The sequence below is a fragment of the Blautia sp. ZXY-1-B12 genome (assembly GCF_056339915.1).
This window is the reverse complement of the sequence record NZ_JBWJVP010000288.1, coordinates 1-21,253: the sequence shown is the minus strand read 5'-3', so window position 1 is coordinate 21,253 and position 21,253 is coordinate 1. Positions and strand designations below refer to the sequence as shown.

General features: G+C 37.2%; 19 protein-coding genes and 1 pseudogene. 2 read left to right on the top strand and 18 right to left on the bottom strand.

Features of this window, described 5'->3' with window-relative positions:
* Positions 1-286 precede the first annotated feature (286 nt).
* From AC075L_RS20315 to AC075L_RS20250, 14 genes are all read right to left on the bottom strand, one after another.
* Positions 287-631 (bottom strand): eL24 family ribosomal protein, encoded by a 345-nt coding sequence (locus AC075L_RS20315; RefSeq protein ID WP_008705137.1) that lies wholly within the window; start codon positions 629-631, stop codon positions 287-289.
* 143 nt (positions 632-774) lie between these two features.
* The gene (locus tag AC075L_RS20310) at positions 775-1,122 is read right to left on the bottom strand and encodes a TnpV protein (RefSeq protein ID WP_044951535.1); all 348 of its coding nucleotides are present in this window, start codon (positions 1,120-1,122) and stop codon (positions 775-777) included.
* 283 nt (positions 1,123-1,405) lie between these two features.
* Positions 1,406-3,520 carry a hypothetical protein gene (locus tag AC075L_RS20305; RefSeq protein WP_008705139.1) on the bottom strand — a complete coding sequence of 705 codons (2,115 nt, stop codon included), beginning with the start codon at positions 3,518-3,520 and terminating at the stop codon, positions 1,406-1,408.
* An 8-nt stretch (positions 3,521-3,528) separates the two neighbouring features.
* On the bottom strand, positions 3,529-5,319 hold the full coding sequence (locus AC075L_RS20300; RefSeq protein ID WP_008705141.1) for an AlwI family type II restriction endonuclease: 1,791 nt from the start codon (positions 5,317-5,319) through the stop codon (positions 3,529-3,531).
* Positions 5,286-7,223: a Dam family site-specific DNA-(adenine-N6)-methyltransferase gene (locus tag AC075L_RS20295; RefSeq protein WP_008705143.1), complete on the bottom strand. Its 1,938-nt coding sequence runs from the start codon at positions 7,221-7,223 to the stop codon at positions 5,286-5,288. The genes AC075L_RS20300 and AC075L_RS20295 overlap by 34 nt, the downstream gene beginning before the upstream one ends.
* Positions 7,223-7,441 (bottom strand): helix-turn-helix domain-containing protein, encoded by a 219-nt coding sequence (locus tag AC075L_RS20290; protein ID WP_008705144.1) that lies wholly within the window; start codon positions 7,439-7,441, stop codon positions 7,223-7,225. The genes AC075L_RS20295 and AC075L_RS20290 overlap by 1 nt, the downstream gene beginning before the upstream one ends.
* A gap of 141 nt (positions 7,442-7,582) precedes the next feature.
* On the bottom strand, positions 7,583-8,284 hold the full coding sequence (locus AC075L_RS20285; RefSeq protein WP_319017487.1) for a TRM11 family SAM-dependent methyltransferase: 702 nt from the start codon (positions 8,282-8,284) through the stop codon (positions 7,583-7,585).
* 158 nt (positions 8,285-8,442) lie between these two features.
* A complete protein-coding gene (locus tag AC075L_RS20280) occupies positions 8,443-8,817 on the bottom strand; it encodes a TnpV protein (RefSeq protein WP_008705146.1) in 375 nt (124 codons plus the stop codon).
* Between the two features lie 4 nt (positions 8,818-8,821).
* Positions 8,822-10,237: a plasmid recombination protein gene (locus tag AC075L_RS20275; RefSeq protein ID WP_020993197.1), complete on the bottom strand. Its 1,416-nt coding sequence runs from the start codon at positions 10,235-10,237 to the stop codon at positions 8,822-8,824.
* A 236-nt stretch (positions 10,238-10,473) separates the two neighbouring features.
* Complete coding sequence (locus tag AC075L_RS20270; protein ID WP_008705148.1) at positions 10,474-10,701, bottom strand: DUF5348 domain-containing protein; 228 nt, start codon at positions 10,699-10,701, stop codon at positions 10,474-10,476.
* Between the two features lie 147 nt (positions 10,702-10,848).
* Positions 10,849-11,088: a hypothetical protein gene (locus AC075L_RS20265; RefSeq protein ID WP_008705149.1), complete on the bottom strand. Its 240-nt coding sequence runs from the start codon at positions 11,086-11,088 to the stop codon at positions 10,849-10,851.
* Between the two features lie 67 nt (positions 11,089-11,155).
* On the bottom strand, positions 11,156-12,241 hold the full coding sequence (locus AC075L_RS20260) for an AAA family ATPase (protein ID WP_020993198.1): 1,086 nt from the start codon (positions 12,239-12,241) through the stop codon (positions 11,156-11,158).
* A gap of 381 nt (positions 12,242-12,622) precedes the next feature.
* A complete protein-coding gene (locus AC075L_RS20255) occupies positions 12,623-13,675 on the bottom strand; it encodes a site-specific integrase (RefSeq protein WP_008705153.1) in 1,053 nt (350 codons plus the stop codon).
* Between the two features lie 13 nt (positions 13,676-13,688).
* Positions 13,689-13,880, bottom strand: coding sequence for a helix-turn-helix domain-containing protein (locus tag AC075L_RS20250; RefSeq protein WP_008705154.1), 192 nt, complete (start codon positions 13,878-13,880; stop codon positions 13,689-13,691).
* Between the two features lie 212 nt (positions 13,881-14,092).
* Between AC075L_RS20250 and AC075L_RS20245 the strand changes: the two genes are divergently transcribed.
* A complete protein-coding gene (locus tag AC075L_RS20245; RefSeq protein ID WP_008705155.1) occupies positions 14,093-14,626 on the top strand; it encodes a helix-turn-helix domain-containing protein in 534 nt (177 codons plus the stop codon).
* Between the two features lie 519 nt (positions 14,627-15,145).
* Here the strand turns inward: AC075L_RS20245 and tuf are convergent.
* The 4 genes from tuf to rpsL form a co-directional block, all read right to left on the bottom strand.
* Positions 15,146-16,339, bottom strand: coding sequence for an elongation factor Tu (gene tuf, locus AC075L_RS20240; protein ID WP_008705156.1), 1,194 nt, complete (start codon positions 16,337-16,339; stop codon positions 15,146-15,148).
* A 335-nt stretch (positions 16,340-16,674) separates the two neighbouring features.
* Complete coding sequence (gene fusA, locus AC075L_RS20235; RefSeq protein WP_008705157.1) at positions 16,675-18,795, bottom strand: elongation factor G; 2,121 nt, start codon at positions 18,793-18,795, stop codon at positions 16,675-16,677.
* Positions 18,796-18,812: 17 nt separating this feature from the next.
* A complete protein-coding gene (rpsG, locus tag AC075L_RS20230) occupies positions 18,813-19,283 on the bottom strand; it encodes a 30S ribosomal protein S7 (protein ID WP_020993199.1) in 471 nt (156 codons plus the stop codon).
* Positions 19,284-19,507: 224 nt separating this feature from the next.
* The gene (gene rpsL / locus AC075L_RS20225) at positions 19,508-19,924 is read right to left on the bottom strand and encodes a 30S ribosomal protein S12 (RefSeq protein ID WP_008705161.1); all 417 of its coding nucleotides are present in this window, start codon (positions 19,922-19,924) and stop codon (positions 19,508-19,510) included.
* A gap of 783 nt (positions 19,925-20,707) precedes the next feature.
* Between rpsL and AC075L_RS20220 the strand changes: the two are divergent.
* A pseudogene (locus AC075L_RS20220) lies at positions 20,708-21,253 on the top strand (N-acetylmuramoyl-L-alanine amidase); the annotation flags it as partial.

Below are 21,253 nucleotides of genomic sequence, written 5' to 3'. Positions count from 1 at the left end.
AGATAGGCGTTTTCGCATTTATCGTGAAACGCTTTCGCGTTTTTCATGCGCGCTTCACCAGCCCCAACACCTGTGTGCATATCTCCATGTTTCATCATTCATCCTTGACATAGTAGTTCGATATCCCGAACTCCCCTGCCGATCTTTAGGAGGCTTATCTTTCCACGTATATCCCAATATAATCATAGATAACGGTACTAAAAGTGAACACGCAGATAAAAATATAAACATTACAGAGATCTCCTCTCAACTTCTGATTAATTTGCTCTAAAGACTAAAGTTGTCATCAAATAAACCCTACCCATATTCCAACCGCTATAAGTATCATGCCTAGTATTCTTCCAATAAATCTCGCCTTTTTATTTCCAAATAAAGCAGTTGTTTCTGAAGTAGTAAATGGAAGCAAAACAACAGTGACCCCCATTACTATAATTCCACTTCCAATCATGCAATTGCGGCTTGACACAACACCATAAAACATAGCTAAAAACCCTAAAATAATGCTCGAAATGAAATACTTAATTTTATGTCTATCTTTTTCAATTATCTTTCTATAGCTGTTTTCGCACTCACTGCTACAAAATTCCAAATTACTATCTAATTCTTTGCCACAATATCTACATTTTTTCATAGTAACTTCCTCGATAATTTTCAAAATTTTATCCAAAAGCTCTCGATTTGTCTTTACTTTATTCTACCATAGTTCATTTTAAAATACTATTCCAATACACACAAAACAGAAAAAAGCGATCCTTTTCGACCGCCTATTTCCACCTACATATATATCGTATTTTTCACTACAATTTCTTCTGCACTGGATTTTATATTAATCATTAATCTAACCCACTTCATCTGATCCTGTGCCTTTAATTCTTCCGTCGCACCCTGTTTTTTCACCATCTGTTCCATAAGTATTTCCACCTGCTTTCTGGCTTCCTGATCAATCTGATTCAGGTGTTCCGTCAGCTTTCCAGTCAATAGCAAGTATTGATATTTTGCTGATCTGTGTTCCTTCAGGAACTGTTTTCGCAACATTCCATATTTTCCATATATCGGTTCTTCTTCATTCAACAGCAAAGATTTCATCAAATATCCATATTTTAATATAGAATTATTTTTCATAATTTTTATGTTTCCAGGCAACAGAAAAACCCCGGAAACCTTACGGTTCCGGGGTATCTTACGTTTGGACACAATGTACCTTGCGGTACTCAATATATATAATTTAAGATGTTATGCTAAAATTATTCGATGATTGTAGCAACACGTCCTGATCCTACAGTACGTCCACCTTCACGATATCAGACCGATGTATTGCGGTGTACAAATGGTGGTTTTTCGTGTGATTCGTGTGGGAAAATCCGGATTTTCCGTTGTGTCTGTATTATTTTTTTTGATTTTGTTATCATGGTGTTATCGAATCTAAATATTCTCTTCCCAAATCAGATAAAACGTAATACATTTTTCCCTTTCGTGGTTCTTTTTTTAGGTAACAATAATCTTCCTCTATTTTTTTTGCTATCCATCCTATTTTTTGCCAACTCACATCCAATTCTTGTGCTAACTCCGTTGCTGTTTTATCTTTTCTACTATATTGTAACAATTTCAGCAACTGATATTGCTCTCTCTCCAATAAATTATCCTTTTTTTCTATTTCTTCTATTTCACTTCGTTCTTCATCCGAAAGTACCCTTTTCTCCTGTATACTATTTTTACAACCACATTTTAGGCAAGTACCACCGTATTTTTTCATTAGATTATACTCTTCTTCGCTAAACTCATGCATACAGTTTTCACAATATATTTTTTTATTTTCTGACAAAAAATTTTTAATAACTGGAGTGAAATTAAAGGGCGACTCAATAAAGTATGTACGGTATTCATTTCCCTTTGGTTTTCCCCATCTTAGATTTTCATCCATACATAATCCATAATTAAGTGCATAAATAGAAACTTTTTTTCCTGACTTATTTGACATTTCATTATATTTACTAATAAAGAAATTCAATTCTAAACTACCTAAATAAGGCTCTAATTCTTGTGCAATATAAAAATGACTCGTATATGGATTATTACGCTCTTTTTGAAATATTACTGCCGTATATTGGTTTGTTCTAATATTTGTTTTAATAGTTTTTTCTTTATCGATGATTTGATTTAATAATTTGTTCAATTCTAATGACTCAATTCGTTCATTATATGTCATCTTTGCCGTTTTACTTTCTTCAAAAAATTGCACTAATCTTTCTTTATAAAAACGTTTCGATGCTTCATTTAAAATATTTAATGTAATTCGTTCTCCCTGAATTATAGATAACTCTTGCGCGTAATCTAATATAAGTCCAATATGTCTTACTACATTCATTGTCATATTGAACAAATATTTACAGTACTCTTCTTTTGATGTTTTAGTCGTATCAAAATAATAATCAAAATCTTTTCCTGTATATATTTTTAGTCTTGTATCCATTAATCTTTCTGTATATGCTACGGCCATGCTTTCCATTTCATTTCTTTTATCTCCAGCATACAGCTGAAAGTAATCCAAATATCGTATATCTACCTTTTGTCTGTCTAATTCACCTAGTTCAACTCTACCTGGATAAGCAGATATTTTTAACTTTACAAAATTATCAGAATTATTATGTAACGTATTAACAATCAAATCACAAAACATAACCAATGAAGTCTGCTCTATCTCTGAATAATCATCTAAAATTAGAAACAATCTTCGCATTGATAATTCTTGTAATATACTTTTTATTTCTGTTACTATTGATGTTATTTCAAATATTCTTGCAAAAACCCTGTTATATTTTTTTCCGTTTTCTTCTCCCTCTGATAAGGTATTTTCCCTGTTTCCGCCTGCATTTAGAATATTTTTCTTTTTGCTCAATGAAATATCCATTTTCATAGACCTTTTGTCACAATACGACATATTATCTACATTCGAATGCATTACTTCTTGCAAAGTTTGCATTTCAATGTTGCTTAAATGATTATTATCTTGTATCCTTTTTCGTATATTTTTCAATTTATCTATAGCCTTTTGTGATTTAGATATATGTAACTTTTGTTTAAATTTCTCCCAAATTGTATCATAATTTTTACATATTTCATTTATAAGTTCATCTACAAAATCTAAAATAAATTGCCTTTGTATTGAATATTGCTCAATTTCTTCTAAATTGCTGGTTTTTAAATAATTGATTGTAATATAATTTCTTTTCGCAACATCAAATATGCTTTTTACATCTATATAACACGTCATTATATCATTCTGTTTACGTAATTCATTCTGCATCCGCATAAAGATAGTTGATTTTCCTGTACCACGTCTGCCTATAAGTACAGTTGTATTATCTTTCAAACATAAATTTAAAATACCATCATTTTCAATAGGATCTACATATACCTTGTCTAATATATCTTTTCTATTTTTATCTTTTAATTCATATCGTTGATACATTTTTAATGAATCAACCATTTGATCGAAAGTTTTTTTATATTGTTCTTCCATTGTTTTCACTACCTTTTTGTCATTATTTGAACAACTTCATTTATACACTTTTTCCATTCTGGACCTTCACATATTTTTCGATAATTTTCGCAATTACACATAAGGTCTACGATTTTTTGCGGTTCCGCAAAATTTTCTGTAAAAATAAATTTAAAATATTCACTAAATTGTGTCAATGTTAACGGCACAATATGTAATTCCAAACGTTCATCTTGTGTTGTATACCAAACACCCATTCTAAATGTCTCTGCTGTATTAGAATCAATTTTATTTGCTACAAACAAACCATAAACAGGTTTTTTATATTTCTGTACCAAATCAGCAACATGTCTCCTAACAGGTTCTCCTTCCATAGCTTCTTGTCTAGAATTTGTAGATAATGTTACTTCAACAACAATAACATAATCATCAAATTCAAAAATCATATCTGGTTTTCCACCTGGTGCAGTTCCGATTGGTAAATAATCTTGATCTACATTAAACCCTCTAGCATCATATGGTTTATTAACTATATGATCTATCGCCAAAAAAGCTCTCCACAAAATCCATTCCAAATATGCTGCGGCTTCTGCTTTTGGAACATTTATTATATAATCTTCTCCCAATTCTTTACTTTTTCCATTATTTGAAATCAGTAATTTCATATACTCGTATATTTCATACCAACATTCTCTTTGATTTTGTGCATATTTTTCTTCTTTATAATGATCAATATTTTGTTTTAGATTACTTCTTACAATATTGATATTTTTCGAATTGTCTAATGTAATATCAGGTATTTCATATTTAATATTGTACATTTCCAATTCGTTTATTAAATCTTCCAACACCTTTTTAGCAATCTCTGTATTATCTGTTGGTAACGGAGCTCCTTGGCAAAGTAATTTGTACCTTTCCTTTAATGTTGCATCACTAATTACATTTTTAGTCAATTCATATGCAAGAGACTTATATTCCGGCATTACAGTTATTCCTCTTCCAGATCGCTTTAAAATTCCACTTGCACTTAAATATCTTAAATTCATGTCTGCATATTCATGAAAATTTTTCTCTTCTTTAAAATAATGCTTCCAAGCATTATGTATTAAATCTCTATCAAATTTCTTTTTGTTAATATATTTCTTTCTTCTACCTCTAATTTCCAAAATTTTATTTACAACTGTTTCCAGTTCATATTTAGGTGAACTTGTTTGTACACATACCGCAAATTCTATATAATTAATTTTATAGTCACCTGTACGTTCAAACAAATCAAACATTATCTTCAATACCCACCGTAATGGAGAATATGTCTCTCTTTCACCTAATGGTTCCATTTGAACAACTAGCCCTCTCAAAAAGCATTCTTGTTGAGCTTGAATAGTATTTGCATGATAAAATGCCCATCCAGCTGGTGTAATATCATCAATTTTTCCTATCTCTTTTTGAGAAAATCCATCTTTCTTTAAGACTTCTGGATATGCAAAACCGTATTTATTAAACATCAAACGATATTTTCTCGTAATACTGGCGTCTGCATCTTTCTTAGGATCTCCACCAATTTCCCCTGCTAATAATAATTTTTCTTTAAACAATTTTTGTTCTTGTGCAGTCCGAATTTTTCCAACCTGGTTAGATTCAACATATACTTTATATCCACCTGGTATTCGCCACGGATTTCTTACGCCAGTATTGCCTATTGACCAAATATCAATAGGATCTTTTACAATTCTTTTCTCTATTTCACCCGTTTTAAATATCTTCGTGCACTCCCATGCATTTTGAGTTATTTTTTTAATTGTAGTTTTTGCTTTTGCCATACATCTTCTCCGTTAAATCCAACAAATAAATATTCCTGTACCTTATTTCGATTTGTCTTAGCATGTTTCTGATTTCCAAAAGAATATGTATAATCTATTGGAACTACCTCTACATGTTCTTTGTATTTAGACATAAGTGCAACCATTTCATCTTGTGTTGGTTGACTATTAGAAGAATAAGATACAATCAAAATACTGTCGGAAAACTTTTTAAACAACTTATCGAATGCATCTGCAGCACCTTTTCTAGTTGAAAACGGTGTCGGATATGACTTAAATTTCTTTGTTACTGTATTTTCCTGTATTTCGACACCTTTCCAATCTCGTGCCAGACCTTCAACAAAATGATATCTACGTACATATTCATTATCTGACAGTGGAGAATAATACGGTGGATCAATATATACTAAATCTGGATGTTTAATTTTTACTTCCATTGCATCTCCATGTTTAGATTTATTTTCACAACCATTATCAAAAATTGCATTATTGATACTTTCCACTGCTTCCAAAAATTGCTGTTCTAAAGATTTCTGCAAATCTTTTCTTCCGTCATTATACCGATCTCCAGTATATGTAAAAATTCCTCTTGGTCTTTTCTTTGTACAAGCTCTAATCAATGCTGTCATTGCAATTGCTTTCTTATATTGATCTCTAATAGCAGCAATATTAGTCCGCAAAACATCTATTAGCCTATTTTCCTCATCTTTATAATATAAGCCTCGAAATATCTCTTCTACAAAATGATCAGACTCTCTTTTTTCAATCAATAATTTTTTCGCCTCGTCCAATGGCAATACAACATTATTGTTTTCTACCATTGCCTTGGTAAAAGTTGCTGACATTGCCATATAGTCATTGCTAATTACAGTCTTTCCCTGAGCTTTAAACATATAACCTACAATACCAGAGCCAGAAAACAGATCCACTACTGAGTCAAAATTGAATTGTGAAGCAACAGCCCAAATTTGAGGTAATAATTTACTTTTAGAGCCCATATATCTAGTGGCCGGATATTTCATTACCTGTTCAGGTAAAGGTTTCGGAACTATTTTTAACATAGTTTTTTGTTTTGGCAAAATATCTACTATAATATCCTCGCCTTTTCTTTTACTTCCATTGCAGGAAATATACCTTTTGGTTTGGATAACCTCAATCTTATAATCTGCGTATAGCTCATGAACCAATGGATGATTAGAATTGGTCAATATTACATGGCAGCCTAATTCCTGTAATCTTTTGACCTCTTTTGCTAATTCTACATGATCTTCTTCATAAAATTGCTCTTTTGTATATCTCTTAAAATCCGAATATTCTGAAATCGGCAAGTACGGGGGATCTAAAAAGATAAAATCTCCCGGTTCTGCATATTCTTTCAATACTGACAAATAATCTCCACATGTTATAGTTGCTTTTTTCAGCACATCTGATGCAGCGAATAAAGCTTCTTCATCGCAAAAGTTTGGAGCTTTATATTTACCAAACGGAACGTTAAACTGTCCCTTCTTATTGACACGATATAAACCATTAAAACATGTTTTATTCAAATAAATCGTTCTCGCTGCTGCTTCTTCTTTTTTCAATTTGAGCCAATCTAACGAACGTACTTCATAAAAATCTTCTTTAGTATTTTTATATTTCTTTAGATATGAAATAACAGCCTCTACATTATCAGCAACTTGTCGATACATGTTAATCAATTCCGGATTACTATCTGCGATTATTGATTTATCCGGACTTAATGCAAAAAACAGTGCACCACCACCAATAAATGGCTCTATATATTTTCCATATTTCTGAGGAATTTTAGGCATGATATCCCCTAACATCTGGGTCTTCCCACCGGCCCATTTCATAATAGGCTTTGCCTGTATCTGTTTTTCTTTCTTTAAAACTTGTTCCATCACGCCTTTTCCCTTTCAATCTCTATTATTTCCATGATATCACTAATATCACATTTTAAGGCAGTGCAAATTTTCACCAGCACATCTGTTGTAACATTTTCATTTTTTCCGAGTTTCGCCACTGAAGCATGACTGATACCTGCAGCCTCACATAAGTCTTTCTTTTTCATATCTCTATCGATAAGTAATTTCCATAATTTTTTATAACTGACCGCCATCTTTTAACCTCTAAACCATTTTTTCTAAAATATTGCTATGCCGTTATTCTACCATGTGATTTCAGTCATATCAACATTTATTTCAGCGATCGCAGACTTTTTCGCAAACATATGTTTTTATTCAATAAAGACTATTTCTTTTCAAATAGGATTATGATCGTCCGCTTTCTCCAATATAAAAATATATTCATGTGCCAGCATTAAGAATTTTCTTTCTTTTCCCTCCCAATAATCAGTAGAACGACAATTATGTTGCTCTTTTATAACAATTTCTTTGAATTTAAATCCAGTATCAACGAATTTTTGCATAGAATTCATACCCAGTGGTAGAACATATCCTTTCTTCCGTATATCTCCAATCATAAATGCACATATTCCTTGCTTTTTTAGTACCCTATATGATTCTTTTGCAACCTGTTCCAGTTCCTGCAAAAAATCCTTATATTTTAAATGAGAAATATCTCCTGGGATTTCTTTACTATACCGTATAATGTCTGCATATGGTGGATGTGTACAGATAAGGTCTATACTTTCGTCTTTTATAAATGATAAATTGTTTGCATTTCCTTGTTTGGTGAATATTTTGGATTTTTCTTGACAAGTAAAATTTAGATTTGTGTTAGATAATTTGACAGCCTCAGAATTTATATCAACGCCAATTGCATTTCGTCCTAATAACTTTGCTTCGATTAACGTTGTGCCACTGCCTAAGAATTGATCAAGTATCCAATCTTTTTTCTTTGAATACCTCAAAATAATATTTCTAGGAATATACGGAGACCAGTTCCCTCTGTATTTTCCTGAATGTGTAGCCCAATTTCCCCTTTCAGGAAAAGACCATATTGTTGTATCTTCTAATTTAAATCTTTCTGGTGCTTCTCTTATAACAATCGCTCCCTTCTTTTTTGCTCATTATACTTCCACATTGTTTATTTGTCCATGAAAAATCCCCATTCAAATATTAATTATCAATAAATATTTGAACAGAGATTCCTTTTGCATTATAAATATATTATTTCTTTCAATGCTATTTCTTCAGCAATTGCTTGAATATTATCCTTCCTCCTAACCCATTCCATCTGTTCATGCATCTTCAATTCTTCCGTCACGCCCCATTGTTCAACCATCTGTTCCATCAGCATCTCAACTTTTTCTCTTGCTTCTTTATCGACCTGATTCAGCTGCTCCGTCAGTTTCCCGGTCAGTACCAGATACTGATACCTGGCACTCCTGTGTTCCTTCAGAAACTGTTTTCGCATTATTCCATATTTCCCATATGTAGGTTCTTCCTCATTGATTTCCAGATCTGGCAGATAATAATCTCCATGCAATGTATAGCTCAGTCCGTTCTTTTCATCATAAATTTGTTTCTTCATATTCTTACAACTCCATTCCTCTGTACTTTGCTTTATTCTTCTTAATTTGCGCATTGTGTTCTTCACTTCGTTCTTTCGCCCACGGTATACGATCACTTATTTTTTTCGGCATTTGCTCTTTCTGCTTTTTCGCCTCAAGCTCCGCCTGTATCCGGATATCATCCTGCACCAGTCGTTCTACCATATCTTTCCCCAACATGCGTAAAAGTCGGTTGTATCTGTCTGCAAGTTCCTGCAGTATTTCTTTCTCACCAGATAATTTCTGATAATCTTTCTGAACTTCTGCCAGTTCCTTTTTTGTTTTTTCATGCTCTTGCTTTTTCTTCTGAAACTTACTTTTCCAACTATCTCTTTCTCTTGTGAGTTCTTTCACCTGTACAGCCATCGCACCAATTTTATTTTTCATTTCAATGAACAATGGTTTGATTTTCTTATCCCGATAAGTTACCGCACGTTCTAACGTAGTAGCTTCCGGCAAAAATGTTTTGATCATTCCATATTCTTTTATTTCCTTACTGACATTATCCATCACCGGTTGCAGGAATTCTCTTCTATCCTCCAGTTTTTTTAATTCCATTTCTGCTTTCCCTGCACGTTTTTCTGCTGTTTCTTTATCTTTCTGGAACTGAATTTTTTCTTCTTCAAGAAGCTTAATATCTGCCCTTGCGTCCGCAATCTGAGAAGTCAGACCTTCATTCTCCGCTGTCAAATATTCCTTTTCCTGTTCCAGTTCCTGCACTTCCTTTTTGCGTTCTTTTTTCTTGAAATTGTAAACATCCAGATGCTCCTCATGTGTACCTTTCTGTTCCCATTCAATTCCATGTTGCTTTGCAATTTCTGCCAGCACTTCTTTTTCATGATTTATCCACTGATTCAGTTCTGTATCATGCTTATTTCCACCTTGAAATCCAAGACTTTTCAATGCCTGTTTCAGTGAAACTCTGGTATCCATTCCTTTTCCCTTCCAGTTAGTCACATAAGGCACAAAGTCAATATGCAGATGCGGAGTAGCTTCGTCCTGATGCAGATAGCAGCTAAATACCCGAAGTGACGGATTTCTTTTCTGGAAGTCTTTCATATATTCATCCAGTACCCTTACGGCCAAATCTCCTTCTGTCGTGCCAACTGCCATATCCTCACGATTACCAATCTGAAATATTACTTCATGGAACAACTTCTCCTGTTTACCCTGTCGGATTTTTTCATAATAATTTGCAATTTGCCGATCCTTTCTTTTCCCGACATTGTATCTCTCCACCGCATCATCAAACAGTTCTTTATAGACTTCTTTCAGATTCTCATTCTTATAACAAATGTTCAGTTGTACTCTGTCTGGATTTACATTTTCTGCTACAAAATCCCGTCTGTTATGAGCCAGTGAGCCGACTCCGATCATGCCACTGATTGTTCGTTTTATCATATGTTTTCTCACCTCTTCTCTGTTTGAGTGCCAGATATGGCACATAATTTTTATTTACGCCAGACATGGCGATATTTAAGAACTTTTCGCCGAATACGGCGATTTTGTTACTTTTGTTAAAAGTAACGCAAAAGCACTTTCGACAGCCGTACCGTCCATCAAAAGTCCCCTTGCGCCCTGCCGGGGGCTATTCCTCCCGTTGTTCGGCTTTCTTCTACATCACTATTCTTACTGACTTATTCCGGTATTCTTGCCTGCACATATTCCAAATCTCCACAGTACGGTGTTCCAACCAGATACCATTCTCTTGCCGAATTCATCTCCATTCTTGTCCGTATCCACTTATCATCAACCAGAACTTCCAGACCTTCTCCGCAATGAAATCCTGTATCAATCCATAAATCTGATGATAATAAGCCATATCTGTCATTGCTGCTGTTATATCCTAATCTTCCCTGTTTCATTGTATCTTTCTCCCTTCACGACTATCTAATTTGCTATAAACTCACAAGCCATCAACTAACTCCCGGCTACACCTTACCGACATTCTCCTTGTCTGCTATCTACAGGTGCGTGACACGCTCCTGTAATAGAGTAGTCAGAAAGAACCTTTACCATCGAAAGCTCTCTTGTATTCCTTTTCTGTCAAGGTATTCCTGCCGGAACTTTTCTCTTTCTTCTTCCGTTGGTGCAGTTTTGAATTTGCTATACATTTCACGATTCACCATTGCATCCAGTTTCTGCTCTAAGCCCAACCGGATTTTTTCTTCACCATCATAGTTGTCCATCAAAAAATATTGCAGGAGTTGAAGAAATAACTCGTATGGAATCTGTACATTTCTATTTTGCATCTGTTCTCCTTTCAAGGTAGCAAGATTCCCTCTTCTTAAGAAATGGTAATCTTGCCATCTTCCATTTTTATTCTGGTAACATCCAATACCATTGCTTTCCACGTTTCACAGAATCAATCTCAAGTTCCCGTTTGGCATTCCACAACGTTTTTCCTTTTATTCCTCTGCCTTCTGCTTCTTCTGCAATTTTCTTCTGAGCCATTCCTCCATTTGCCAAAATTTCAAGAAGAAATTCTTTTGCCTTCTGGCTTTTCTGTCCTCTGCCATCTCCATTAAGAAGTTCATCGGCACTGATATCATATTCTCCAATCCATTCAAATCCATTATTCTTATCCAGCCTGAATGCAATGGACATTCCTTCCGGTGCAAGAGAACTCTTCGTATGACATACTACTCTTACTTCCGGTTCTTCCTTAACTCGCCCGACAATCAGAACACTTCTTGCAGCAGCCTGAAAATCAATGGAGCCAAGTCCACGATAAGAAGATTTGCCGTTGCTGTTTTTATTCATATGACCAATCAAAATGACTGCACAGTGATATTTTTCTGCCAGCACTGCTATACGCTTCATCAATGGTCTAATCTCATTTGCCCTGTGCATGTCTACGTTTGCTCCCAGGAACCCCTGAATCGGATCAAGGACAACCATTTTTGCTTTTGTCTGCACGATTGCTTCTTCCAATCGAACATCTGCCATTGTCAGTGGCTGGTCACTGTCATCAATCACCATCACCTTTGAACAATCCGCACCCGCAGCAAGTAATCTGGGTTTGATAGTATCTCCAAGACCATCTTCTGCTGTCTGATAAATCACATGTACAGGTGACATAGAAGACTGTTCCTGCATATTGTCTTCGCCATCTAAACCATCGTTCCCACTATCAACTTCATCACTTCGTTTTTCTTTTATTTTCATCGTTGTATCCGTAACAGGAAAAATCGGCTCTCCTCTGGTCAGTTTTGCAATAATCTGAAGTACCATCGTTGTCTTGCCTTCCCCTGGATCTCCCTGTATAATAGTCACTTTCCCATAAGGAATAAACGGATAAAGCAGCCATTCTATCTGCTCCACCTCTACTGAATCCATGTTGATCAATTTCAGTTTTGGTTCTATTCTGCAATTTTCAACTTTATTTTTTTCATTCATATTCATTTCATCATCTACCTCCTGCCCCTCCGGGCAAGTCTCTGATGAACAGATATTCGGGAATTGTTGTATCTTCCAATTCGTGATATACTTAATCTGCCAAGATGGTATATCAGTGAATCTGATTATCAGAGAACTTGCTCAGATATTTTATCTGGGCTTTTTCTTTTTGTCTGTCAGTATTCATAGCTTCTGCTCCTTACACAAATCTCCTTGTAGGAATAATGATAATTTCAAATTTGCTCCCATCCTCTAATTCAAGAAGAATCACATAATCTGAATCCCGATCCGGTAAAATGGAACTTATCTTCAACTTCTTACTATAGTTAATTGCATAAAATATTTTTCTGACTACTTTCTTTGTTTTTATCTACTTCTTCCTCTGTATTAACGTTTATTGTCCAGCATCTCAGCAACTTTTTTCTGCTGTGACGGGTACAGATGCCCATAAGTGTTCAATGTCATCTGAATGTCTTTGTGCCCCAGCCTTTCCTTGATAATCAGTGGTTCTACGCCCTGGTAGATCAGATATGCCACATGGCTGTGACGGATATCGTGCACTCTGATTGGTTTTACACCGGTCAGTGCTTCATATTTCTTAAGACGTTTCTGCAATGTTCTCGCCACAATCGGGAACAACCGCTGATCTTCCGGAAATCCATAATGCTTCTTTGCATACTCCTGTACCTCTTCCTTAAGAAAATTGGGAATATCAATAGTACGGACCGAATTTTCTGTTTTTGGAGTATCAATCACATCTCTTTTCTTGATCCGGTTATAGGTCTTATTGATATGCAGGAGATTTCCACTCATATCAAAATCCGAAAGACTCAATGCTAGAAGCTCTCCTTCCCTAATTCCTGTCCAGAACAGAATTTCAAATATCAGATAATCTTCACTCCCCGGCTCAATCCCGGCGATAAATCTGTCATATTCTGCTTTCGTCCAGAACTCCAGCTTATTTGCATCCGATTTCCCCATCTTTTTTACTTTCTTACATGGATTTTCCTTCAGATTGTAAATTTTCTGTGCATGATTAAACAGTGCATTTAACTGATTCTGGATCATACGCTCATAAGTCTTGCTGTATCCTTTTTCCTGAATGGCATTCTGCCACTGGATAATCTCTGCTGGTGTAATTTCATTCATTTTTCTTGTTCCAAAATATGGAACAATGTGCTTGTTCATCATGTGCTGCTTATTACGGATTGAATTTTCTTTCAGTTCATTCTTTTTATCTTCAAAATAGACTTGAATAAAACTGTTCATCTCCATTTTCATATCCGCCGCAGTCTTTCTTATGAATTCCTTTTCATAATTCAATGCTTCTTTCTTTGTCTTGAACCCTCTTTTCAGCTTCTGCGTTTTCTTACCTGTCCAGTCAATATAGCGGAAGCTCACATACCAGGTTCCCTGTGTTTTGTCCTTGTAAGCTGACATCTTAAATCCTCCTTCATACTGCTCTCTGAGAGCATCCATAAAATTTTGTTTCCCAGTAGGGACGTGGAATCTTTCCACGAACTGCCACATATCCTTCCTTTGCCAGTTCATCATTGAGCTGCTTCAGAACAGAATATGCTTTACTGCGTTTCACACCTAATTCTTCCATAACATCATCAACAGTCATCATATAATTAGTTCTCATAGCGTCCTCCTTTCCAGTCACTTTTGTGACTCTTTCGTTGTTCTCTTATAATAATTCACTTTTGTGAATTTGTCAATAAGCATTTGCGAATTTATTTTTTCAATTCCATACATATTGCTTGCGTATCAGCAATTTGTTAAATCTCACTCTTTTGTATCATTCACTTATGTGCTAGAATAGAAGCACAAATATTATTAAGGAGGCAACACATTATGGTAGGTAAGAAAATCCGGGCATTCCGGGAATTCAGAGGATACAGTCAGATACAATTAGCCGAGCTGTCCGGCATTAACGTAGGAACGATCAGAAAATATGAACTGGGAATCCGGAATCCAAAACCGGATCAGTTAGAAAAGATAGCAACTGCACTGGGATTAAATGTAAGTGTTTTTCTGGATTTTAATATTGAAACAGTCGGAGATGTACTCTCTCTGTTGTTTTCTATTGATGATTCAGTGAATCTTTCACTTGCTGAGACATCTGATCAGAAGATTTCACTGACGTTCGATAATCCTACGATGCAGGACTTTTTCAGAAAATGGTGTCAATTTAAAAATGTCTATGAAAAGGAAAAAGCTGAAATATTAGCTATTGAAGATGCTGATAAAAGACAGGAAGAACTGGATAAACTGAACGCTACCCAGGAAGAATGGAAACTGCGTGCTATGGGAACTACGATAGGTTGTCATACCATCGTTAAGAAGGGCACTGAAGGTAATTCCATCAAGACATATGATTTGACATAATTTTTACAAAAGAAAAAGAGCCCTTATGAGCTCTGAGTTTTTGGTGGTCTGGGTGGGAGTCTGCTTAGTATGTTAAACCGTGCAACCATTACACTTCACCATCGCATACTCCCAGACCAAATATTAATATATATTCTTTTCTCATCGAATCAAGTCCTTTCTTGCAAATATGTTTGACTGCATCATAAATCAATCCAGAAACCAAGCAATTCGACAATGCTCCCAATATTGGTTTGATGGTGTTTGGAATCGAACCAAATCCTGTTACTAACTATGTTATATTAATAGTATAACATAGTTTTAAAAATTGTCAATTTTCATATTTTGTTATCATTCTGTTATCACAAGCAGTTGTCAGGACACTCTCCCGGCAACCGTTTTTCTATACTGTTCGTTATTCTTTTCCGCTTTTTTATATATTTCCAGGCAACAGAAAAACCCGTAGAACCGAAGTTCTACGGGTATCTTACGTTTGGACACAACGTTATCTTGCGATAACAAATCTATATTCAGATTGTATTACTCGATGATTGTAGCAACACGTCCTGATCCTACAGTACGTCCACCTTCACGGATAGCGAAAGTAAGACCCTGGCTCATAGCGATTGGGTGGATCAGTTCGATTGTCATTTCGATGTTATCTCCAGGCATACACATTTCTGTTCCTTCTGGAAGGTTGCAAACACCTGTTACGTCTGTTGTTCTGAAGTAGAACTGTGGACGATAGTTGTTGAAGAATGGAGTATGACGTCCACCTTCATCTTTTGTCAGAACGTAAACCTGAGCTGTGAATTTTGTATGGCATGTAAGTGTTCCTGGTTTAGCAAGAACCTGTCCACGCTCGATTTCGTTTCTCTGAACACCACGAAGAAGTGCACCGATGTTATCACCAGCCTGAGCTTCATCAAGAAGTTTACGGAACATTTCGATACCAGTTACAACAACTTTACGTGTTTCTTCTTTGATACCAACGATTTCAACTTCGTCAGATACATGAAGTACACCAGCCTCTACTCTACCAGTAGCAACTGTACCACGACCTGTGATAGAGAATACATCCTCTACAGGCATTACGAATGGTTTATCTGTGTCACGCTGTGGGTCTGGAATATAGCTGTCAACAGCATCCATAAGTTCCATGATCTTGTCTCCCCACTCACCGTTCGGGTCTTCAAGAGCTTTAAGAGCAGAACCTTTGATTACCGGGATATCATCTCCTGGGAAATCATACTCGGAAAGAAGTTCACGAATCTCCATCTCAACCAGTTCAAGAAGTTCTTCGTCATCAACCATATCACATTTGTTCATGAATACAACGATGTAAGGAACACCTACCTGACGAGCAAGAAGAACGTGCTCTTTTGTCTGAGCCATAACACCATCTGTAGCTGCTACAACAAGGATAGCACCATCCATCTGAGCTGCACCTGTGATCATGTTCTTAACGTAGTCAGCATGTCCTGGGCAGTCAACATGTGCATAATGTCTCTTCTCTGTCTGATACTCAACGTGAGCTGTAGAAATTGTGATACCACGCTCTCTTTCTTCTGGAGCTTTATCGATATCTTCAAAGTTTTCTACTACGTTTCCAGCAACTCTCTCAGCCAGAACTTTTGTGATTGCAGCTGTTAAAGTTGTTTTACCATGGTCAACGTGTCCAATGGTACCAATGTTACAATGCGGTTTTGTTCTCTCAAACTTAGCTTTTGCCATTTTAAAACGTCCTCCTTAAAACAATTGGCTCTTATATTATTATAGAGCATCTTTTCGGTTTTAAACTTGCTATCCTTGATTATATTGCATAATCAGAATATTTGCAAGCATTTTATACAATTTGATAACTTGCATTACCAATTGTTATATCATTACAGTTCACCCACGCCGCTATCACACGAGGTGTTTTGGCGTGTATATGCCAAAATTCCATTGCAGAAAATAATCTGGAATGAATTTTTGGCAACGTTACTGAGAACGAAGTGAACAATAACGTTATATCTCCTGCAGTCCGTTGGCTTTAAACACCAACAGACTGCAGATGATCAAAATTATCAGTCTTTCTTAGCAAGGATTTTTTCCTGTACAGACTTCGGAACCTGCTCATATTTCTCAAAGAACATAGAGTAGTTACCACGTCCCTGTGTTCTGGAACGAAGGTCTGTAGCATATCCGAACATTTCGGAAAGCGGTACATATCCGCGGATCATCTTACCACCGCCGATATCTTCCATACCTTCGATACGTCCACGACGGGAGTTGATATCACCGATTACATCACCCATGTAATCTTCAGGTGTTGTAACCTCTACCTTCATGATCGGCTCAAGAAGTACAGGAGCTGCTTTCTGCATAGCATCCTTGAATGCAAGAGAACCTGCAATGTGGAATGCCATTTCAGAAGAGTCGACTTCATGGTAAGAACCATCATATACGTTAGCATATACGCCGACTACCGGGAATCCGCCAAGGATACCGGCTTTCATAGCCTCTTCGATACCTTCGCCAACTGCAGGGATGTATTCCTTCGGAATAGCACCACCAACAACTGTGGATTCGAACTTGTACAGTTCTTCTCCGTTGGCATCCATAGGCTCGAATTTAACTTTACAGTGACCATACTGTCCACGACCACCAGACTGTTTTGCATACTTACTGTCTACATCAACAGCTTTGGTGATTGTCTCTTTGTAAGCAACCTGAGGAGCACCTACGTTAGCCTCAACCTTAAATTCACGAAGGAGACGGTCAACGATGATATCCAGATGAAGCTCACCCATACCAGCGATAATAGTCTGTCCAGTTTCCTGATCTGTATGTGCACGGAATGTCGGGTCTTCCTCTGCAAGTTTTGCAAGAGCTTCACCAAGTTTACCCTGTCCAGCTTTAGTCTTAGGCTCGATAGCCAGCTCGATAACTGGTTCTGGGAATTCCATGGACTCCAGGATTACCGGATGCTGCTCGTCACAGATTGTATCACCAGTTGTTGTGAATTTGAATCCGATAGCTGCAGCGATATCACCGGAATATACTTTATCAAGTTCCATACGTTTGTTAGCATGCATCTGAAGAATACGTCCAACACGTTCTTTCTTGTCCTTAGTAGCATTAAGTACATAAGAACCAGAATTCATTGTACCGGAGTATACACGGAAATATGCCAGTTTACCAACAAATGGGTCTGTCATAATCTTGAATGCAAGTGCTGCAAACGGTTCTTCATCAGAAGAATGTCTTACTACCGGGTTGCCGTCCAGGTCAGTTCCCTCGATTGGAGGAATATCTGTTGGAGCAGGCATATACTCAAGGATAGCATCAAGAAGTTTCTGAACACCTTTGTTTCTGTAAGCAGAACCACAGCAAACCGGAACAGCTGTACACTCGCATGTCGCTTTTCTTAATGTTGCTTTCAGTCTCTCAACAGTTGGTTCTTCACCTTCAAGATATTCCATCATTAAGTCGTCATCAAGCTCACAGATTTTCTCAATGAGCTCTGTATGATAAAGCTCAGCATCTTCCTTCATGTCTTCAGGAATGTCAACGATGGAGATGTCATCACCTTTTTCATCGTTGTAGATGTAAGCTTTCATTTCGAATAAGTCAATGATTCCTTTGAAATCATCTTCTTTTCCGATTGGCAGCTGTAAGCAGATTGCGTTTTTACCAAGACGAGTCTTGATCTGCTCTACTGCACCGTAGAAGTTTGCACCAAGGATATCCATCTTGTTGATGAATGCCATACGTGGTACATTGTAAGTGTCGGCCTGACGCCATACGTTTTCAGACTGCGGTTCAACACCACCCTTAGCACAGAAAACGCCGACAGCACCGTCAAGTACACGAAGAGAACGCTCAACTTCTACTGTGAAGTCAACGTGACCTGGGGTATCAATGATGTTGATACGATGTTCCAGAGCACCTGGCTTCGGTTTGCAGTTCTCTTCCAGAGTCCAGTGACATGTTGTAGCCGCTGAAGTGATTGTGATACCTCTCTCCTGCTCCTGTTCCATCCAGTCCATGGTAGCAGTACCTTCATGAGTATCACCAATCTTATAGTTGACACCTGTATAATACAGGATACGTTCTGTAAGAGTTGTTTTACCCGCATCGATATGAGCCATAATACCAATATTTCTGGTACGCTCTAATGGATATTCTCTTCCCTCTTTAGCCAATGGATTTTCCTCCTATATTAGAAGCGATAGTGAGCAAATGCTTTATTTGCCTCAGCCATCTTGTGCATGTCTTCTTTTCTCTTAACGGATGCACCTGTGTTGTTCATTGCATCTAAAAGCTCATTTGCAAGTCTTTCTTCCATTGTTTTCTCGCCTCTTTTACGAGAGAACATTGTTAACCAGCGAAGAGCCAGTGCCTGACGTCTGTCTGCTCTTACCTCGATCGGAACCTGATAAGTAGCACCACCGATACGTCTAGCTTTTACTTCAAGAAGTGGCATGATGTTGTTCATAGCCTCTTCGAAAACTTCAAGTGCTGGTTTACCAGCTTTTTCTTCGATTCTGGCGAATGCACCGTAAACAATTTTCTGTGCTACACCTTTCTTACCGTCTAACATGATGTTATTGATAAGTTTGGTAACCACTTTATTGTTGTACATTGGATCTGCCAGAACGTCTCTTTTCTGAGTATGTCCTTTACGTGGCACGTTACTTCCCTCCTTAATCATTGTGATTAAATCATCGGTACTCACGCAGATAACTATTGCATGTTCGCACTGGTAAGGTCCTATATTTAACCCGCAACCGGCAGGGTATATGGAATACCGTACAAATTCATAGTTCTAGTCTTCCGTGAATTTTCGATTGATTAATTCCTGCTGTCCTAAACAATAGGATCAGTTCTTAAAATTCTTATGAAACCTTTTTAGAATTATTTCTTTTTCGGTCTCTTAGCGCCGTATTTAGAACGGGCCTGTTTTCTGTTAGCAACACCTGCAGTATCAAGAGTACCTCTGATGATGTGGTATCTTGTACCAGGTAAGTCCTTAACCCTTCCACCACGGATAAGAACAACGCTATGCTCCTGAAGGTTGTGACCTTCTCCTGGGATGTAGCTTGTTACTTCGATTCCGTTGGAAAGACGAACTCTGGCGATTTTTCTAAGAGCTGAGTTAGGCTTCTTAGGAGTTGCAGTCTTAACTGCTGTACAAACGCCACGTTTCTGTGGTGCAGACTGTTCAACTGCTTTCTTTCTTAAAGAGTTGAATGTTTTCTGGAGAGCCGGAGCTGTAGATTTCTTTACAGATGTCTGGCGTCCTTTTCTTACTAACTGGTTGAATGTTGGCATTCCATTTCACCTCCCGATTTATTTCTCCATAGATTTTTCTATGGGGCCTTGCGGTTGCTATTCGTGTAATTACGCGCAAAAAAATTAAACGCTCCTTTTGCACGCTTGCTTATTATATCCCGCAAAACTCGCACTGTCAAGGGATTTCTCGTGAATTTTACAGTATTTTTTCATATTTTTATCATAACCAAAAAATCCTTTCCTCATACACTACATCACCATATTAAACTTATCTGACAATATGCTCCCCCTCCAACCACTTTACTGCCACTTCCCCACTGCGAATCCCAGCGCCGGATAATATTTATTTTGTGTGCATTTGCAGGATGCTTAGAGATACTTAATCTGCAGAAATCTGCGTTATGAGCAGACCGTCTCACGTGTTTGAGCGAAGTTTGCAACGTAGCGAGTTTGAGAGGGCTGCTCATGCTTTTAGCAGATTTCTGCAGATTTATAGCAGTCCTAGTAAATAATGCATTTAAGACAGTTCAGCAGAGTGCGAAAGACAAGGAAGATATCTGCAGGCGTGCTAACGCACGGCAAAGATATCTGACGCAGGATTTCACACTCTGATGGGCTGGATTAAGATGCATTATTTACTAGGACTGCTATAATATCTCTTAGCGTCCGAAACCGCACACAAAATAAATATTATCCGGCGCGTCCCCTTCACTAACAATTGCATTTCCCCCTCCCTTTTATTATAATAACAACTAAAGCAGGCAAATCAACTTGCAGACACACTATAACATTCTATAAACTCAGGAAAGGACACTATAATATATGAAGAAACCCAGCATGATCAGCATCCTTCTGTTTCTGACAGGACTCCTGTGCATCATAGCCCTGATCTTCTTTAACAGGACCACACTGCACCAGATCCTCACCACTGAAAAAGAAGTCGATACAATCTCCGAACAGATCACTGCAAAACACGACGAAGTCAAACAGGCAGTAGACAAGTACACTACCGCCATAGACACAGTCCAGTCAAATATCAATCGCATGAAACAAAAACAACAGACAGCCACACAGAAGAAAACCAAAGAAAAAGCTGAAATCCCGGAAGAAGCTTCATCAAAGCCTTCTGTATTCAGCCAGAACAGCACCAGTGCCTCTTCTGATTCCAGTGCCAGCGTTTTCTCCTCCGATGCCGAAACAGACGGACATATAATAGGAATCGATCCAGGGCATCAGAGTGAGTCCGTAGATATGAGTGCCCCGGAGCCCAACGGTCCCGGTTCTTCTGAAATGAAAGCAAAATGTACCAGCGGAACTCAGGGAACCTACAGCGGTGTTCCCGAATACCAGCTCAATCTGGAGGTCTCT

Excerpts from the sequence above, each read along its gene's own strand:
- AC075L_RS20250 (WP_008705154.1), bottom strand. The coding sequence starts at position 13,880 with ATGAGAACTAATTATATGATGACTGTTGATGATGTTATGGAAGAATTA.
- AC075L_RS20280 (WP_008705146.1), bottom strand. The coding sequence starts at position 8,817 with ATGAAGAAACAAATTTATGATGAAAAGAACGGACTGAGCTATACATTG.
- AC075L_RS20245 (WP_008705155.1), top strand. The coding sequence starts at position 14,093 with ATGGTAGGTAAGAAAATCCGGGCATTCCGGGAATTCAGAGGATACAGT.
- AC075L_RS20275 (WP_020993197.1), bottom strand. The coding sequence starts at position 10,237 with ATGATAAAACGAACAATCAGTGGCATGATCGGAGTCGGCTCACTGGCT.
- AC075L_RS20265 (WP_008705149.1), bottom strand. The coding sequence starts at position 11,088 with ATGCAAAATAGAAATGTACAGATTCCATACGAGTTATTTCTTCAACTC.
- tuf (WP_008705156.1), bottom strand. The coding sequence starts at position 16,339 with ATGGCAAAAGCTAAGTTTGAGAGAACAAAACCGCATTGTAACATTGGT.
- AC075L_RS20305 (WP_008705139.1), bottom strand. The coding sequence starts at position 3,520 with ATGGAAGAACAATATAAAAAAACTTTCGATCAAATGGTTGATTCATTA.
- AC075L_RS20255 (WP_008705153.1), bottom strand. The coding sequence starts at position 13,675 with ATGTCAGCTTACAAGGACAAAACACAGGGAACCTGGTATGTGAGCTTC.
- AC075L_RS20310 (WP_044951535.1), bottom strand. The coding sequence starts at position 1,122 with ATGAAAAATAATTCTATATTAAAATATGGATATTTGATGAAATCTTTG.
- AC075L_RS20260 (WP_020993198.1), bottom strand. The coding sequence starts at position 12,241 with ATGAATATGAATGAAAAAAATAAAGTTGAAAATTGCAGAATAGAACCA.
- AC075L_RS20270 (WP_008705148.1), bottom strand. The coding sequence starts at position 10,701 with ATGAAACAGGGAAGATTAGGATATAACAGCAGCAATGACAGATATGGC.
- AC075L_RS20290 (WP_008705144.1), bottom strand. The coding sequence starts at position 7,441 with ATGGCGGTCAGTTATAAAAAATTATGGAAATTACTTATCGATAGAGAT.
- AC075L_RS20300 (WP_008705141.1), bottom strand. The coding sequence starts at position 5,319 with ATGGCAAAAGCAAAAACTACAATTAAAAAAATAACTCAAAATGCATGG.
- AC075L_RS20295 (WP_008705143.1), bottom strand. The coding sequence starts at position 7,223 with ATGGAACAAGTTTTAAAGAAAGAAAAACAGATACAGGCAAAGCCTATT.
- rpsL (WP_008705161.1), bottom strand. The coding sequence starts at position 19,924 with ATGCCAACATTCAACCAGTTAGTAAGAAAAGGACGCCAGACATCTGTA.
- AC075L_RS20315 (WP_008705137.1), bottom strand. The coding sequence starts at position 631 with ATGAAAAAATGTAGATATTGTGGCAAAGAATTAGATAGTAATTTGGAA.